16 protein-coding genes are annotated in these 17,189 nt (G+C 42.5%); 8 read left to right on the forward strand and 8 right to left on the reverse strand.

Annotated elements, in window-relative coordinates; genetic code table 11:
• Positions 1-108 precede the first annotated feature (108 nt).
• Positions 109-378 carry a hypothetical protein gene (locus MORIYA_RS11310; RefSeq protein ID WP_112715258.1) on the reverse strand — a complete coding sequence of 90 codons (270 nt, stop codon included), beginning with the start codon at positions 376-378 and terminating at the stop codon, positions 109-111.
• A 166-nt stretch (positions 379-544) separates the two neighbouring features.
• Positions 545-1,939 carry a PhoH family protein gene (locus MORIYA_RS11315; protein WP_112715260.1) on the reverse strand — a complete coding sequence of 465 codons (1,395 nt, stop codon included), beginning with the start codon at positions 1,937-1,939 and terminating at the stop codon, positions 545-547.
• Positions 1,940-2,098: 159 nt separating this feature from the next.
• On the opposite strand from MORIYA_RS11315, the gene MORIYA_RS11320 reads away from it, so the two are divergent.
• Positions 2,099-2,527, forward strand: coding sequence for a tetratricopeptide repeat protein (locus tag MORIYA_RS11320; protein WP_112715262.1), 429 nt, complete (start codon positions 2,099-2,101; stop codon positions 2,525-2,527).
• Between the two features lie 114 nt (positions 2,528-2,641).
• On the opposite strand, the gene MORIYA_RS11325 is transcribed toward MORIYA_RS11320, so the two are convergent.
• Together MORIYA_RS11325 and MORIYA_RS11330 are read right to left on the reverse strand one after the other, a co-directional pair.
• Complete coding sequence (locus MORIYA_RS11325) at positions 2,642-3,532, reverse strand: prenyltransferase (protein WP_112715264.1); 891 nt, start codon at positions 3,530-3,532, stop codon at positions 2,642-2,644.
• 213 nt (positions 3,533-3,745) lie between these two features.
• Positions 3,746-4,096 carry a RidA family protein gene (locus MORIYA_RS11330; RefSeq protein ID WP_043994430.1) on the reverse strand — a complete coding sequence of 117 codons (351 nt, stop codon included), beginning with the start codon at positions 4,094-4,096 and terminating at the stop codon, positions 3,746-3,748.
• A gap of 129 nt (positions 4,097-4,225) precedes the next feature.
• On the opposite strand from MORIYA_RS11330, the gene MORIYA_RS11335 reads away from it, so the two are divergent.
• Positions 4,226-4,714 carry an arsinothricin resistance N-acetyltransferase ArsN1 family B gene (locus MORIYA_RS11335; RefSeq protein WP_112715266.1) on the forward strand — a complete coding sequence of 163 codons (489 nt, stop codon included), beginning with the start codon at positions 4,226-4,228 and terminating at the stop codon, positions 4,712-4,714.
• Between the two features lie 67 nt (positions 4,715-4,781).
• Here the strand turns inward: MORIYA_RS11335 and MORIYA_RS11340 are convergent, their stop codons facing one another.
• Positions 4,782-5,585, reverse strand: coding sequence for a transporter substrate-binding domain-containing protein (locus MORIYA_RS11340; RefSeq protein ID WP_112715268.1), 804 nt, complete (start codon positions 5,583-5,585; stop codon positions 4,782-4,784).
• 206 nt (positions 5,586-5,791) lie between these two features.
• Here MORIYA_RS11340 and rcsF point away from each other — a divergent pair, with 206 nt between their 5' ends.
• Positions 5,792-6,181, forward strand: a complete 390-nt coding sequence (gene rcsF / locus MORIYA_RS11345) for an Rcs stress response system protein RcsF (RefSeq protein ID WP_112715270.1) — start codon at positions 5,792-5,794, stop codon at positions 6,179-6,181.
• The gene (gene tsaA / locus MORIYA_RS11350; RefSeq protein WP_112715272.1) at positions 6,181-6,924 is read left to right on the forward strand and encodes a tRNA (N6-threonylcarbamoyladenosine(37)-N6)-methyltransferase TrmO; all 744 of its coding nucleotides are present in this window, start codon (positions 6,181-6,183) and stop codon (positions 6,922-6,924) included. The genes rcsF and tsaA overlap by 1 nt, the downstream gene beginning before the upstream one ends.
• A gap of 188 nt (positions 6,925-7,112) precedes the next feature.
• Here the strand turns inward: tsaA and MORIYA_RS11360 are convergent, their stop codons facing one another.
• Positions 7,113-7,727 (reverse strand): transglycosylase SLT domain-containing protein, encoded by a 615-nt coding sequence (locus tag MORIYA_RS11360; RefSeq protein ID WP_112715274.1) that lies wholly within the window; start codon positions 7,725-7,727, stop codon positions 7,113-7,115.
• Positions 7,728-7,901: 174 nt separating this feature from the next.
• On the opposite strand from MORIYA_RS11360, the gene MORIYA_RS11365 reads away from it, so the two are divergent.
• The 3 genes from MORIYA_RS11365 to MORIYA_RS11375 all read left to right on the forward strand — a co-directional run bounded on the left by MORIYA_RS11365 (position 7,902) and on the right by MORIYA_RS11375 (position 11,703).
• Positions 7,902-9,623 carry a proline--tRNA ligase gene (locus MORIYA_RS11365; RefSeq protein WP_112715276.1) on the forward strand — a complete coding sequence of 574 codons (1,722 nt, stop codon included), beginning with the start codon at positions 7,902-7,904 and terminating at the stop codon, positions 9,621-9,623.
• A gap of 395 nt (positions 9,624-10,018) precedes the next feature.
• A complete protein-coding gene (locus MORIYA_RS11370) occupies positions 10,019-10,390 on the forward strand; it encodes a hypothetical protein (RefSeq protein ID WP_197713381.1) in 372 nt (123 codons plus the stop codon).
• Positions 10,391-10,575: 185 nt separating this feature from the next.
• Positions 10,576-11,703, forward strand: coding sequence for a patatin-like phospholipase family protein (locus MORIYA_RS11375; protein WP_112715280.1), 1,128 nt, complete (start codon positions 10,576-10,578; stop codon positions 11,701-11,703).
• 1 nt (position 11,704) lies between these two features.
• On the opposite strand, the gene MORIYA_RS11380 is transcribed toward MORIYA_RS11375, so the two are convergent.
• Positions 11,705-13,669 carry a cation:proton antiporter domain-containing protein gene (locus tag MORIYA_RS11380; RefSeq protein ID WP_112715282.1) on the reverse strand — a complete coding sequence of 655 codons (1,965 nt, stop codon included), beginning with the start codon at positions 13,667-13,669 and terminating at the stop codon, positions 11,705-11,707.
• Between the two features lie 225 nt (positions 13,670-13,894).
• Between MORIYA_RS11380 and MORIYA_RS11385 the strand changes: the two genes are divergently transcribed.
• On the forward strand, positions 13,895-14,770 hold the full coding sequence (locus tag MORIYA_RS11385; protein WP_112715284.1) for a GGDEF domain-containing protein: 876 nt from the start codon (positions 13,895-13,897) through the stop codon (positions 14,768-14,770).
• Between the two features lie 82 nt (positions 14,771-14,852).
• On the opposite strand, the gene MORIYA_RS11390 is transcribed toward MORIYA_RS11385, so the two are convergent.
• Positions 14,853-17,186, reverse strand: a complete 2,334-nt coding sequence (locus MORIYA_RS11390) for a zinc/cadmium/mercury/lead-transporting ATPase (RefSeq protein ID WP_112715286.1) — start codon at positions 17,184-17,186, stop codon at positions 14,853-14,855.
• Positions 17,187-17,189 lie beyond the last annotated feature (3 nt).

Raw genomic sequence — 17,189 nt, forward strand, 5'->3', positions numbered from 1 at the left:
TTGGTTTATGGGATTAAAGTACAGACAATTTAATTGATAATAGTTTTCATTGGCATTTAATTTACATTATTTACGTTAACTCAAAATGCAATATTGCCACTTAGCGGCTTACCACTCCTCATCCGTAATCAAATCACTGTCAATGATCTCGCAATAGGTTTTCACTTCAGCTTCGGTATGCTCAATTCTAGCTGCATCGGCAAGCTCCCATGAACGTTCGCAAATTTGGCTACGTTCGCACCACAAATATCCCGCGGCAGGTAAACAACCATGAGCATCACGATCGCCACCGACAGTTTCAGGTGGTGTGCCACTACATGCCGTAATGCTAACTAAGAGTGAAAATGTGAGTAAAGGTGTGAGTATTTTAATTCGCATAATAACGTCCATGAGTAACGCGCATTAATATTATAATAGTATAAATAAAAAATAATATAGAGAATCAATTTGTTAAGAAAAAAGCACACCAGACTTAGACACCTGCTGTGCTTGCTCATCATGAATTAAAATGCTGTACTATGGAGATAATACGTCAAACAATGTATTACAAATTATGTTCAGCATAAGACGCCAAACGGCTACGCTGCACACCTTTTAAGAACACATTGGCACTGCCATCAAAGTCTTTAAAACGTTCCACTATATAGGTGAGACCCGAGGTTACGGCAGTTAAATAACTGCTGTCAATTTGCGATAGATTACCTGAGCAGACAATCTTAGTGCCCTCGCCACAACGGGTAATGATAGTTTTCAATTGTGCCGCCGTCAGGTTTTGACACTCATCCAATAATACAAACGCATTTTGAATCGAACGCCCACGCATGAAGTTTACTGATTTAAACTGTAAATTGGCTTTCTGTTTAATGTACTCCACTGAGCCATCTTTACACTCATCGTATTTATGCAAGACTTCTAAGGTATCAGTGATCGCCGCCAGCCAAGGCAGCATTTTTTCTTCTTCGGTACCGGGTAAGAAACCAATACTTTCGGCAATTTCAGGGGTATTACGGGTCACTATCACCTTGTCATACATTTTGCGCTCAACAACTTGCTCGAGTGCTGCGGCCATGGCCAAAAGCGTTTTACCACTGCCCGCAGGACCCGTTAAGATCACCAAATCAATGTGTGGATTCAGTAAGGCCTCCAGCGCCATGCCTTGGTAAATATTTTTAGGATGTATGCCCCAAGCTTTCTTTGACATCAGGCGTTCACGGCCTAAATCAACAAAACTAATTTCACCTTTGTTTTTACTGACAACACGTGCGGCAAAGTGATCGGTTTCGTCAATCAGGTATTGGTTAATAAAAGTGTCTTTCAGCAATTCCGTTTCGACCGTATGAATGGTCTTCGAACCCATGGTTTCACTTTTCATACTTTCACTGTGACATTCATTTATCTCTTGCCAAAAGTCTCCGGTAAACTTATGAAATCCAGTGGCTAAAAACTTAATATCATCAATCAACTGATCAGAGCGATAATCTTCAACATGTCTCAGCCCCGCGCCTTTAGCTTTTAAGCGCATGTTGATGTCTTTGGTCACTAACACAATTTCACGTTCTGACTGGCCTTGTAAAAACAACGCCGCGTTGATAATGCGATTATCAGGTTCGTTATCAGTAAAAAAAGCATCTGGCTGCATGACACTATTATCGGCAAAAATTGAGATCTTACCCAGCTTATTTTTACTTTCGACTTTTTGCAGTGGCACCCCTTGGCTGATTTCTTCGGAGGTTGCATTTGAAAAAATATCTTCCAGTGCACGAATAGCCACACGCGCATCGCGACTGACATCTCTTCCTCGATCTTTAATATTATCGAGCTCTTCTAAAACAGTCATGGGGATCATGACATCGTGTTCTTGAAAAGTGAAGATCGACAAGGGGGCGTGCAACAACACATTGGTATCGAGAATGAAAACTTTATTGTTGGTACTTTCCATAGAAACACCTCATTTAGTTCGGCTAGCTCTTAAAGTCTAGTCGTTGATCTCGTTGATTTCATTTTTAGCCATTTTTTTACAATTTCTGTGCTGCAATACGATATACTTACAAAATACATATCTCTGATGACCCTATCAGGCTTTTATTACGGAAATAAGATGACAGCAACCAAGACAGCACTTGATCCTAAACTATTTAAAAAAATCGAAATCATTTGTGAGAAAGGTGAAGAGCAGCTCGAAGCTGAAGAATACAAGATTGCGATCGAGACTTTCATGCAAGCTTATGATCTTGTTCCTGAACCAAAAATCCATTGGAACGTTTCTACTTGGATCTTAACTGCGCTAGGTGATGCTCATTTCATGCTAGGCGACTGGGCTTCATTAGAAGAAGCAACAGGCTTTGCTATGTTATGCCCTGAAGGTGCAATAAACCCTTATTTACACCTGCGTTTAGGTCAAGCACACTTTGAACTAGGCAACATGGAACCAGCTAAAGAACAGTTAGCAAAAGCGTTTGAAGCGGAAGGTGCTGAGATCTTCGGTGACGACGATCCAAAATATTTAGCATTCGCACAAGCTGCATAGTTAATTACTAATAACGAGCTTAGTAACTCAGATAACGAAGACCACCCACAGCAGAACCACTGAGGGTGGTCATTATCGACTTATACAACAAATACGAATCTAATCTAATCTAATCTAATCTAAAATCAATGTTAACCCCAATAACGCAGGTGTTGCGACTGTCGCGATTAAATTTGAACGTAAAAATTTAGGCTGCTGCGTAATATTCTGACCAAACTTAATGCCACCGTAAAGTGCATAAAATGCTAACGGCATTGGTATTAGTGCGATCAAACTAAGTACTGGCAGATACCCAATCACGACATAAGCAATAATGATTAATGTTGCTAACGTGGCAAACACAGCATAAACATAATTACTCACTTTGATGCCGTAAGCCATCGGAAAACCTTCACTGCCATTATCTTCAGCCGATACTTTGATATTGCCATAGTTATTCAGTAACCACAGGTTATTCACCAAGAAGAATGGGATGATAGCGATAACCCAAACCAACTGTGTATATTGTCCCACTAAGACATACTCGGTGCCTAATGCGATTAATAATGCAAAACCAAAGCCCGGAGCCAATAATGAATAGATCGGATGTTTTTTGATAACACTGCTGTAACTCAACAATATCATTAACCCAATCACACCTACCGGTAAAATACCTAAGCCAAACTTAACCACCAAAAATAAGCCACATAACAAGCTCACGATAAGTGCAACGAGTCCGGCAAGGAATGCGGAGTTAACTTGATCACGCGCACGAGGATGCCCAACATGTTTATCGCGATTTACTTTAAACGCCCAGGTATGTTTTAAATCTGAATATTCGTGGAATGTACAAAGACTGACGTGACCAACAAATGCAGCGATGCACGCTGCAATTAATAAATAACCATTTACATCACCATGATTTGCGATCACAGCACTAAACCCTAAAAATATACATACCATAGTTAGCAGTAAATACGATAAATTTATCGTTTGTAGTACTGCTTTAAACCTGAATGCTAACATAGTCACACACCTTAAGTTACCCATTTAGAGCTATTATAGCGTAACTAAAAGCAGCTAAATTTGATCTGAATCTAAAGATGTTCCGGATTTGGAGTAAGTGATGGTTAAAACCGTTTATAAAGTAAACCAGATGTTATATAGAGCAGTTAACACTGAGTGAACTCAATATTTCCTGCTCTCAACAATATACCATTAATACGCAATTAATCGTCTTTATACTATCTCAGCCGCAACCACTGATATTTCAACCAATAACGCTTCACGCGCCATACTCGCTTGTACACATGCACGTGCAGGTGCGTGACCTGCAGGAACCCAAGCATCCCAAACCGCATTCATTTCAGCAAAATCTGCCATGTCTTTAATATAAATCGTTGCCGATAACATGTGATTTTTATCACTGCCAGCTTGGGCTAATAGCTCAGTCACTTTTGCTAACATAGTTTCTGTTTGCTCTTTGATACCATACGTTGCATCTGCGCATACTTGGCCACATAAGTAGATAGTGCCGTTATGCTTTACAATGCGACTCATTCTTGGTTTCGTTCCCATACGTTCTATCATGCTAAATTCTCTTCGTTAAATATCAAGGTGAATACCCAGCATTGGGTTAATTGGTTAGTTTACCTTGTCTTACAGACAAATTTCAGTTAAAAATAAGATTGGCGTAATAACTCAAGGGAGTGAGTACAAATGATAAGAACAGCCACCGTACAAGATGCCGAAGCCATCAGCCTTATCTATAATCATTACATCGCTAATACCGTGATCACTTTCGAAGAAGAATTGGTCACAAGTGATGATATTGCCAGCCGAATCAAAGCAACACAGGCTGCAGGTCTACCTTGGCTCGTGGCAGAAGACAATAAAAAAGTGCTTGGTTATGCTTATGCAAGCCCTTGGAAAAGTCGCAGTGCCTATCAATTTAGTGTCGAAACATCGGTTTATCTTGCTCCTGATGCTTCACGAAAAGGCTGGGGAAGCCAACTTTACCAAGCCTTATTTATACAATTAAAAGCCACCGAAGTACGAACCGTCATTGGCGGCATTGCTCTACCTAATCCCGCAAGTATCGCTTTGCATGAAAAACTTGGCATGCAAAAAAGTGCACATTTTAGTGAGGTGGGCTATAAATTTAACCAATGGGTCGATGTCGGTTATTGGCAGAAACGTTTAGTTTAAACCCAAATTAAAGTCGTTGAACAGCCCGATATAAACCATTAAAAATCGTTCAAGGCATAACTATTAATTAATAGTTATGCTCTAGACTCCATTTACGTAAAATTTTGTTTTCCACTTTAGGCTCAATTTGCATGATCGCCTTGTCTAGAATTTTACGTAACATGGCTTGGTCTTTACGTACCCCAAAACGATAACGGTTCACGTATTTGGTACGTCCTGAAACGGTTAAATTCTTTAGCCCCAGTTTAGCGATTTTATAACGCAGTACGAATAAGGATTCTATGGTCGCGACGATCTCACCGTTAGCCGTTTTCTGCAGTGCTTCATCCGTGTTATCGACTCGGCTAACAATCACTCTGGGATAGTTGTTACGGAGATATTCTTCATACACATAACCTTCAACGACAGCGACTGTTTTACCACGAAGAGACTTTAAATTACGGATCCCATGCACATTTTTCAAGGTTGCTAGTGCAGCCTCAGCTTCGACATAAGGCGCAGTAAAGATCAACCATTGCGAACGTCTTGGGGTTTGGTTAAGAAATGACAGTAGATCACAACCACCATTACGAGTGACATCTAAACTTTGTTGCCAAGTTTTGGTTTCTCTCACTTTAAATTCGACATCGAGCATCGCCGAAAACACCGCAATATAATCAGCAGCAATACCAATATAACCAAGTTTAGGATCCCACGCTTCATACGGCATCCAGTTAGGATCAATACAGAGTTTTATCGGGGCTCGATCAGAAAGGTAGTTACGCTCTTCAGCTGTAAGGCGTATTTTATCAATCTGGGCATGGGCAGATAGACTAATACTGGCTAAACTTAGTAAACATAATAGCGCGATAATACAGCTCGTTTTTGTCATACTGGTACTTACCTCATATTGCGTTTATCCAATATAAGTTAAGACTATAAATCACCAGCTATCTAGTAAATAGCCACAATTATCCATTTGTAATACCGATAAACAGCGCAACAAAACCGCCTAACAGATAAATAAGGCTAAAAATAAATGTCTTTAAGTCAGTGATAGAATTATAATTAAAGCAAATATCATTTGATGAATATGCCATGAAATATTTACTATTATTGACGATACTCTTGAGTGGTTGCAGCAACTATCCGCTACAAACCAACTTAGATAAAAATAATTTTACCGAATACTTCTCAATTTCTGGCGTCGAGTATTACACCGCTAGCACACTACAAAATCATCACGTTGAACAGCTTGGTTTAGTCGAAGGCGAAAGCTGTCAATCTGCCGAAAATTTGCCACCAGCAGAACAACAACAAGCCAAAATAGCCACCAAGCGCAAGGCCGCTGCACTGAATGCCAATGGTATTATTATCCGTTCATGTATCGCCCCACCCGCATCAAAAGCCTGTCTCAGCAGTTATGTGTGTTATGGCGATGCGATCAAGGTAACCCCTTTAACCCGCAGTAATAACGATAGCGAATAATGAAACTAGAACTCGATACAGTTGGGATCATCCATACCCCATATAAAGAAAAATTTGCCATACCGCGTCAACCTGGTTTGGTTTCTGCAGCTAAAGCAAAACTCATTTTAAGTCCACCCTATGATGAAGCCGATGCGCTGCGCGGCATTGAACAATTTAGTCATGTGTGGCTGATTTTTACTTTTCATAAAACCATGGATAAAGGTTGGAACCCGACCGTACGTCCGCCACGTTTAGGTGGTAATGAACGTTTAGGCGTCTTTGCCACACGTTCGACTTTCCGTCCGAACCCATTAGGTTTATCGGTAGCGAAGTTAGATAGTATTACGATTAAAAATAATCAGTGCATTTTGAATTTATCCGGCATTGACCTGGTCGATGGTACACCGATTTTAGATATCAAACCTTATGTGCCTTATGCCGACAGTTTACCTGATGCGCAAGCGGGTTACGCGACAGATGCACCCATTGCTGATATGCCTGTCGAGTTTACCGATGAAGCCTTAACACAACTATCGGCGCAACGAAAAAAACATCCTGAATTGCAGATCTTTATTGCGCAAGTATTGGCGCAAGATCCGCGGCCGGCCTATAAAAAGAATAAAACAGCCCGCCAAGAATACGGCGTTAAACTGTATGACTTTAATGTGCGTTGGGCAGTGGAAAATAATATCACCACGGTATTTTCTATTATGAAAACAGTAGCTAAAGCAGTCACTGAATCGGAAAGCAGCAATGATTGATTATATTGCTCAGCATAAACGCCGCTTGACGTGGATGCCGGACTTATATTCCAAGCTCAAACCGAAAGCATTAGGCTGGGCGAGATAAAAAAGACAGTCTGGTCAAACACATTCAGGCCGACTAACGCTGGTTTAACAACCGCAGTCGCCTAAATAATGAACTGCTATACCCAAGTTACTTCAAGATGCTATAAGAAGAATAGACGCCACAACCAGTTAGAATCGAGGTCCTCTTTACAGGTGCGATATTGACCTGCATATTTCAATGAACGCTTATTCACTTTCTTGGCGACTTTCTTCAACCAAGGTTTCTGATTATAGCTTTTACGCTTATAACCGCCCCATCCTTCGTGGTAATTGAGGTATTGTTTTTCTGCATCCCACTTAGATACACCGTTGATTTTTTGAGATTTGTTAATAAACCAGCCCATAAAATCCATGGCATCATGGAAATCAGCACGACTTGACCAACTATTGCCGGTCTCCTTCACATAATCGCCCCAAGTTATGGTTTTCGCTTGCGCAAAACCATAAGCAGAGCTGGCGCGGCCCGTCGGAATGATCCACCAATATTGCATCGGTGGCTGGGCATTATGCTTAAATGAGCTCTCTTGATACATCATCGCCATCGGCACATGCACAGGCACGCCCCATTTGTCTTTACTGTCGATGGCCGCTTCGTACCAATCGTATTTTTCAATAAAAATATCGCAAATATTTTCCGGATTACGAGGTTGCGAAGCACAACCAAACAATACGCTGCTGACCATTATAAGTGCAGCTAATCTCAGTGTTTTTTTCATTTTAAGTAGCACCAATCCAATCTTGGCTGCCAGTATATGACCTCCGAGAAACGAATAAAAGGACAGCGGTCAAAAATAAATAAAACTAATCATGAACTTTTACTGTTTACTCAGGCGTCGCCCTGTTAAAATCGCGCTCTTATATCGATTTTATTAAGTAAATAAAGGAACGTTATGCGTAGCAGCAATTACTTGCTTTCAACTTTGAAAGAAACTCCAAATGACGCTGAAGTAGTTAGCCACCAGCTAATGCTTCGTGCAGGTATGGTTCGCCGTCTGGCATCAGGCTTATACACTTGGTTACCGACAGGCTTACGAGTTTTACGCAAAGTAGAAAACATCGTACGTGAAGAGATGAACAAAGCAGGTGCTGTTGAAACCTTAATGCCTGTCGTACAGCCCGCAGACTTATGGCAAGAAACGGGTCGTATTGACCAGTTTGGTCCAGAATTGCTACGCATCAAAGATCGTCACAACCGTTCTTTTGTTTTAGGTCCGACACACGAAGAAGTGATCACCGACATTGCACGTAAAGAGATCAACAGCTACAAACAACTGCCGTTGACCCTTTACCAGATCCAAACTAAATTCCGTGATGAAGTTCGTCCTCGTTTCGGTGTGATGCGTGCACGTGAATTCATCATGAAAGATGCGTATTCGTTCCATATCTCAGATGAATGTCTAAACGAAACGTACAACAAAATGCATCAAGCATATTGCAACATCTTCGATCGTATTGGCCTAGAGTACCGTCCTGTACTTGCTGATACCGGTTCAATTGGTGGTGCTGTATCTCACGAATTCCACGTACTTGCAGAAAGCGGCGAAGACGATATCGTCTTCTCTGACGGCAGCGATTACGCAGCAAACATCGAAAAAGCAGAAGCACTCGCACCTGCTGGCGAACGACCTGCGGCAACGCAAGCGCTAGCGGTTGTTGATACGCCAGATGCACACAGCATCGAAGACGTTTGCAAATTATTAAGCGTTGACGCAACACAAACAGTGAAAACACTGCTGGTAGCTGCTGAAGCAGAAAAAGGCGAAGCACAAGGCGTTGTTGCACTGGTAGTACGTGGCGATCACACACTAAACGAAGTGAAAGCAGAGAAAATTGCTGGCGTTGCGTCTCCGTTAACATTTGCTAACGAAGAGCAAGTCCAAGCAGCAGCTAACTGCGATGCAGGTTCTATCGGTCCTCAAGGTCTGAACTGCCCTGTTATTGTGGATCGTTCAGCTGCCCACCTAGCAGACTTTGTTTGTGGTGCCAACGTTAATGGTCAACACATGACTGGCGCTAACTGGGATCGTGATATTAGCGATTACACAGTGGCAGATATTCGTAACGTGGTTGAAGGTGAGCCTAGCCCATGTGGTAAAGGTACACTGTCAATTAAACGTGGTATCGAAGTGGGTCACATCTTCCAACTTGGTACTAAATACGCAGAAGCAATGAATGCTGGCGTATTGAACATGCAAGGCAAACAACAGATCATGACAATGGGTTGTTATGGTATTGGTGTTTCTCGTATCGTTGCAGCAGCAATCGAACAGAACAACGATGAACACGGTATTATCTGGAACGAGTCAATCGCACCATTTAAAGTATCTATCATCCCAATGAACATGCACAAATCAGCAGACGTGAAAGAAGCCGCAGAGAAAATCTACGCTGACCTGCAAGCGGCTGGTATCGAAGTGCTATTCGATGATCGTAAAGAGCGTCCAGGTGTTATGTTCGCAGATTCTGAACTTATTGGTATCCCACACAACATCATCATTGGTGATCGTAGCCTGAAAAATGGCCTAGTTGAACATAAACTACGTCTAACAGGTGATAAGACTGAAGTTGCTGTTGCTGATATCGTCGCGCACATTAAAAGCCTACTAGCATAAGCTAATACGCGATTAACTGACTTCGGTTCGTGAAGTCAGGTAAATGAACAATCAAAGCCAAGCATCTGCTTGGCTTTCTAGTATTTCAGATTCATTAACTATATATAACCTTTAATCCTAAGAAATTCAGGCCAAAAGTGATTTTATATAATTTCCCGATTCCTTATGCAATCATGTTTCACAATATTACTTATTATAGTTTCAATTAAGAACCTAGACTGACCTTGTGACTATAATTCATATCTATATAATCAAGCATATAGGAAACTTTATATACTTGGGCTGATACAATGCGTTATATCTCTATTTTATTTTTACTTAGTATTCTGGTTGGTTGTAGTACAACACCGATATCGTATCAATCTAAAGAAATGAGTCTTACAAAGTCCCCGATTATGATTGATCGTATGGTGATGACTCAACACAGAAAATGGAAACCTGATTATTTCATCATGACCGAACACTACTTTGGATGGGATTACGGTTCATATTCAAGTGGTCATATTATTGGTGGTGCATATAGCGGTGTCGTTATTGGAAAAACAAATTCGACCACTCGAGAAGTAGGTGAACGAGTCTATTATGATGAAATAGCTGAAGTGAAACTTTTAGATTGGACGAGGAAGTTCAAGCAGTGGTATGTCGTCACCTTGTATGATGACGGTGGGCAGGAAATTAAGCATATGCTTCGCACTAGAAAATTAAAAGATGCAAAATCAATGGTTGATGCTCTGAATTCATTTTTAAAAGAACAAAATAAGTCATAATGTAGACCCTAATAAAAAATAGGTGTTGCTAGACGACACCTATTTCGATGCTGCCTCTCCAAATACCTTAAACTTCCCCTTACACCACAGTATTAATTTGGCGAAGGCGTTAATCTTTAACAATAATTAATAAAGCACACTACAGTTTTGATTAAACAGCGCTTTATCGATATATTTGGGGGATTATGACAGACACGAAACAAGGATTGTTACTGACTGGCGGTGGCGCGAGGGCGGCGTATCAAGTCGGTGCGCTCAAAGCCATTGCCGAATTCTATCCGCGTAATCACGGTACACCTTTTAAAATCATCACAGGTACATCGGCAGGGGCAATCAACAGTTGTGCCATCGCTTGTTATGCCAGTTGCTTCCGCTTGGGGGTGAAAAAGCTTGAATACATCTGGAATAACTTCCACGCCAACCAAGTATTTCAATGCCGTTTTGATGAAATATCACGGCACTTGCTGCTGACCTTCTTATCCAAATTCCAATCGCCGCATGTGGCGCGCCAACCGGTATCCCTGCTTAACAATAAACCCTTACATCAACTGCTGGATCGGTATTTAGATATGCGCCGCATCGATATCAACATTCAACGCCAGCACCTGGATGCTATTTCGATTACCGCGTCTGACTATAACAACGGTGATTCCATTAGTTTCTTTCAAGGTAATCAACAGTTACAAGAATGGCAGCGGGCGCGTCGCAGTGGTTTACGTACGCGCTTACATCCCCACCATCTGCTAGCCTCGTCCGCGATCCCCTTGGTCTTTCCTTGTACCCAGATAGGCCGTGATTTTTATGGTGACGGTTCGGTGCATCAGCTATCACCACTCAGTCCTGCCATCCACCTTGGTGCAGAGAAGATACTGGTAATAGGTGCAGAGCAGCCACCGCAGACATTCAAACAAGGAGAAGTACGGCAAACCCCATCCGGGGCCGATATCGCGGGGCATCTGCTTGATACTATCTTTACCGATACCTTAAACTCGGACATCGAGCGGTTGAGCCGTATTAATGATACGCTCTCGTTAACACCCTCGTCACAGCAATCGTCGTTAAGCATGAAACCCATCGGTTTGTTTCGAATCGCCAATGAGCATGATATTAATGCTATTGCCGATAAATACTTTCACGATCTGCCGATCACCATCCGTACCCTGCTACGTACCATCGGCGTTAACCAAGGTAGCAATTCTTCCATTACCTCTTACTTGATGTTTGAACAAAATTATACGCGGGAGTTAATTAGTTTAGGCTATCAAGATGTGCTAAAACAAGAACTGGAATTAAGAGCATTTTTAAATATATAACCTAATCTGCCCAACCGCCTAACAAACAATGTTCCGCCCGTTTGACATAACGTGAAGGCCCACAAAGCAGGACCACATCACCCACTTCGAAGATGAAGTCCTGATGAACCTGAGTAAGCTCAACCCCTTGTCGACGAATGGCTCGATAACTGACTTCTTTTAATTTTACTTCGGCAACGGTTTTACCAATCGCATAAGCACCAAACTCAAGGCGAATAGCGTGTAATTGTTCTAGTACTTCACTTTCTTCAAAAGACATCGTACTTTCGCCACCAAAATAAAAACCGTGTAAATGGTTATAATGGCCTTGCCGTTCGTACTGTAATCGCTTCAAAATACGTTTGATCGGCACCCCTGAAATAGCCAGTACATGCGATACCATCATCAAACTACCTTCTAACGATTCAGGCACCACATCTGTCGCCCCCGCATCATGTAATTTTTGAATATTGGAATCATCGGTGGTTCGCACTAATACCTTGGCTTCGGTTAAAGGTTTGACGATCTTTAATAACTCGATGGCTTTTTCGGTGTCTTTGAAGGTAATAATGATCGACTTGGCTTTTTCGACCCCCAGCATCATTTGAATTTCGCGGCGACTGGCATCACCAAACTCAATTTTTTCACCCCCATTTAAAGCTTCCTGTACCCGCACTGGATCACGATCGATCACCGTATAAGGAATGCCCTCAATTTTTAAGAAACGGGCGATAGTTTGGCCGCCGCGACCATAACCACAAACAATCACATGATCCATATATTGCCCTGGAAGTGGTGGTGACAATCCACTTTTAGATCTCGGCTTAGACTGAAATAACAACCGCCTAACGACCTCTTGGTGGCAATTAATTAACCAAGGTGTCATCGCCATACTGATGATCCCAACGCCCACCAGCGTCGAAATTAACGGTAAGGGTAATAATGCTAACTTGCCTGCTAATGCCAGTAGTACAAAACCAAACTCGCCCATTTGCGCTAACACCAGTCCAGTACTAAGGGCATTACTGCTACTTTCACCGAGCAGCTTGGCAAGGATGAATACCAAGATGATCTTAGTTAACATCATCACCACCAGTACCATGATCAAGCGCGGCCAATCGGCCAGCAAACTCGGTAAGTTGAGTAACATACCAATAGTAATAAAGAACAGCCCCATTAATACATCACGAAAAGGGCGAATATCAGCTTCGAGCTGGTGTCGATAAGGTCCCTCGCCTAGCATCATGCCCGCTAAAAAAGCCCCTAATGCCATCGACAACCCTAACCAATGGGTGACCAGCCCTGCAATTAACGCCACTAATAAGGTCGACATCACAAATAATTCATCAGAACGGGTTAAGGCAATTTCTTTAAACACCGCCGGTAAGATCCAACGCCCTACTGATAGGATCAGAGATACCGCAAACAAGCCTTTAACCAATGCCCAACCCATCTGCTCGGCAATCAAGGTAACATTGCCACTTTGCTGCGCCAACAAAGGGATCATAATAAGAAAAGGGACAACAGCGATGTCTTGAAATAACAGTACACTGATCGACAATTTCGACATGCGGGTATTGAGTAGCTTCGATTCTGCCAACTGCTTGATCACGATCGCGGTCGATGACATTAACAACGCCGAAGCCACCACAAATGCTTGTGACCAATACAATGAAGCAAATACACCCAGCACAGTAAAAAGCACACCGACACTCATCACCTGACCACCACCAAGCCCTAATACCAGATGCCGCATCGATAATAACCGAGGCAGAGAAAACTCTAGACCCAATGAGAACATCAGAAAAACGACGCCCAACTCGGCAAACAATTCAATATCCTCTTGTTCAACAATCAATTGAAAACCAAAAGGCCCGGCAATCACACCGGTCGCCAGATAAGCCAGAACCGGCGGTAGGTGAATACGCTGAAATAACGCGACAAGCGCAACCGCGAGAGAAAGTAATAGAATGATATCAATAAACAAATTATTACCTCCGAAACAGTTAAGCAGACGTTATCGATATGCAACCAACAATAATAAATACAATGCCATTAAAGAATATGTACTAGCGCCCGATTTAACAAGTTAGTGCAAGGATCAATAAAAAGATCACCATTAATTTAACTATAGGATTTTTAAAATAATGGTACGTAATATGCATATTTTATCGTGACACTCATTATTGTAATTTTTTTGACAGAGGTAAAAATGGATAACTTAAGCATCATCAATACCCCTAAAACACATACATATTATGGGTTTACTGCACCAAAACGGCAGCATAAATTGACGTCTTCGCAAACCATTGCTACTTTAAAAAAATTACAGACCAGCTTAGATGTCGATTCTTTGTTACATAATTTTGCCGCTATAGCGGCACAGCATGTCCGTTTTACCGCACTGAGCTTTACCGATGAAATGAACCACATCCATTTAAAAACAGACTGCTCTGCGACGTTTCAACAAAACTACCATTTGGCGGTAGCAGGTAAAGATCTTGGCTCCTTGCTGTATGGCTCAGTAAAACCATTGAAGATTAGTGAACTGAGCATATTAAAAGAACTACATCAGCTATTAGAGACCAACCTGATGCATGCCTTGATGTTGCAAGAAATGCAGGTCAGGATCATGAAAGATCATCTAACCGGTTTAGATAATCGCGCCAGTTTTGATGAAAACATTAAACGTTCTTACAGTCTCTGCCAACGTCATAAATCAAACATGGCGTTATTAGTGACTGACTTAAATGATTTCAAACGGGTAAATGACACTTATGGTCATCCCTTTGGGGATAAGATCCTGAAACATTATGCGCACGTATTACAGCGTAGTATTCGTAATAGTGATGTGGCATTTCGATTGGGTGGTGATGAGTTTGCGATCATCCTACAACCAGCCTCAGTCCAGTCAACACGCTTAGTCATCGAGCGTATTGATAGTGAAATTAAAAATGATGTTTTGCTTAGCGAATTTAATATCACGTCGGCAATAGGCTCAGCAACTTGGCGTGCAGGTGAAACCATTGAAAGTTTGTTTAAACTCGCCGATGAAGACCTTTATAACAATAAATTCAACTCCAAATAACAAAAGCTCAGCAAATTAAATTGATGAGCTTCATTGAGTATAGAACAGCTTGACGTAGCACTGCTTGTTATTTGCGTATCTGTTATTTACGTAATAGTCTTAGTGCATTTGCTGTTACCAATGCAGTCGCACCAGAATCTGCTAAGATAGCCACCCACAATCCAGTAACCCCTAACAGGGTTGTCACCAAGAATATCGCTTTAAGCCCAACGGCTAAACTAATATTTTGTTTAATATTGGTAAGGGTCGCCTGACCCAGTTCCACCATTTGTGGTAATTCAATTAACCGATTATGCATGAGTGCTACATCAGCCGCTTCTAACGCGACATCGGTCCCACCGCCCATCGCAATACCTAAGCTGGCACTTTTCATGGCTGGTGCATCGTTAATACCATCCCCAACCATCGCGGTATCTTTGTCTTGGCTCAGTTCCCCGACAATGCGAGATTTGTCTTCTGGCAATAGCTCGGCGCGGAATTCCATGCCTAACGAATCAGCAATCACTTTCGCGGTGCGGCGGTTATCACCGGTTAGCATCACCGTATTAATACCGAGTTTTTGCAGTTGTTCCACCGCTTGACGGGCATCGTCACGAATACTATCAGCCAGCGCGACTAAACCAATAACTTGCTCATCTTGCAGTACAACAACCGTAGTATTACCCCCATTTTCAAGATCTTCGATAACCGTGCGTACATGTGCTAATTCGGCAAGCTGCGCGGTCATGTGATGCGGCGCAAGCAGTTTAATTAACTGTGCCGAACCACCCAGTTGTACTTCACCTTGCACACCTAAACCCGCTAACGTTTGGTCATTGCTAACGGCCAATAAAGCCACTGATTTGAGTTCTGCATGAGCGAGGATCGCAGTTGCCAGTGGGTGATTTGAGGTTTGCTCAATACTGGCAGCAAGTTGTAATACTTTGGCTTCATCATCAATAAAGCTCACCACGCTGGTTACTGCTGGTACGCCTTGGGTCAAGGTACCGGTTTTATCAAAGGCGATTTGTTGGATACGACCAATCTGTTCGAGCGCCGCGCCACCTTTCACTAATACGCCACGTTTACTGGCGGATGATAATGCCGATGTTACCGCTGCGGGTGTTGAAATAACCAAGGCACAAGGACACGCAATCAGTAGCAATGTTAAGCCTTTATATACCCACTCAGTCCAATCACCACCAAATAATAGGGGTGGCACGACGACGACCAATAACGCGAGGAACATCATTGCCGGTGTATACCAACGACTGAATCTATCCAGGAAACGTTCGATTGGCGCTTTGTTTTCTTCAGCTTCTTCAATGAGATGTAAAATACGATCAATCGCATTGTGACCCGACTCTGATACCACACGTAATCGCGCGAGACGGTTCACCGCCAGACTACCCGCCATCACAATATCGTCAGCTTGGTGTTCAACAGGGACTGATTCCCCCGTTAACGCACTTTCGTCAAAACTAATACCAGATGCTAATAACGCACCGTCAGCAGGTAGCCTATCACCGGGTTTAATTTCGATAATATCGCCTGGTTGTAAATCACTTGCGGCGACGACTATACGCTTATCATCCACAATTGTGGTGGCTTCTTCAGGCACCAGCGACATTAATGACTTAATACCTTTACGTGCTTTACCTGCGGCAAACGATTCCAGTTTTTCACCCACCATGAACAGTACTAATACCATCGCAGATTCCGCGGTTTCCCCTAAGATAAGGGCACCAACAGTCGCCACTGACATCAATGTTTCGATGGCAAATGGGGTACCCGAACGGGCTAATTTAATCGAGCGGTTAATAACAGGAATAACACCAAACACACTCGCAAAGGTAAATAACCACTGACTAGCATCGCCATTAAATTGCGTCAGAATAGCGGCAATAACAATTGCACTGACCAAGGTAATAGCATGCCAATGCTCGCGCAGGTTTTGCTGTAATGAAGCATCGTCAGTGTTGGTGGGCTTTTTACCCACTTGTTGTAACTTGAAACCGACATTAACGACGGCGTCATTGACTTGCATTTTTATACTATCAACAGCAGTACTGCTATTGTCGTGAGCGATATCAACAAGTAATTTTTCGGTCGCGAATGCAACACGGCATTGCTTAACTTGGGGTAAGGCTTGAACGGCTTTTTCTACTTTACGGGCACAACTTGGGCAATCCATGCCAGTCACTAACCAAGATAAACGGGCGGTTAAACTACGGGACTCGGGTTCCTCATCATCTGCAATAATTTCATTTGATTCTGAGTGTGCGCAGCAAGAATCACGACGACGGCTTGCCGATGTTGAATGGTGTTCATCACTGTGCTGGTGTTCGTGTACGTGCGTGTTGCTGTGATCGTTAGCACAACATCCTGGCGTTGCTTTTACTGTAGTCGCTGCTGCAGCGTTACCGTTACATGACATAGG

The organism is Moritella yayanosii (assembly GCF_900465055.1).
GTDB lineage: Bacteria > Pseudomonadota > Gammaproteobacteria > Enterobacterales > Moritellaceae > Moritella > Moritella yayanosii.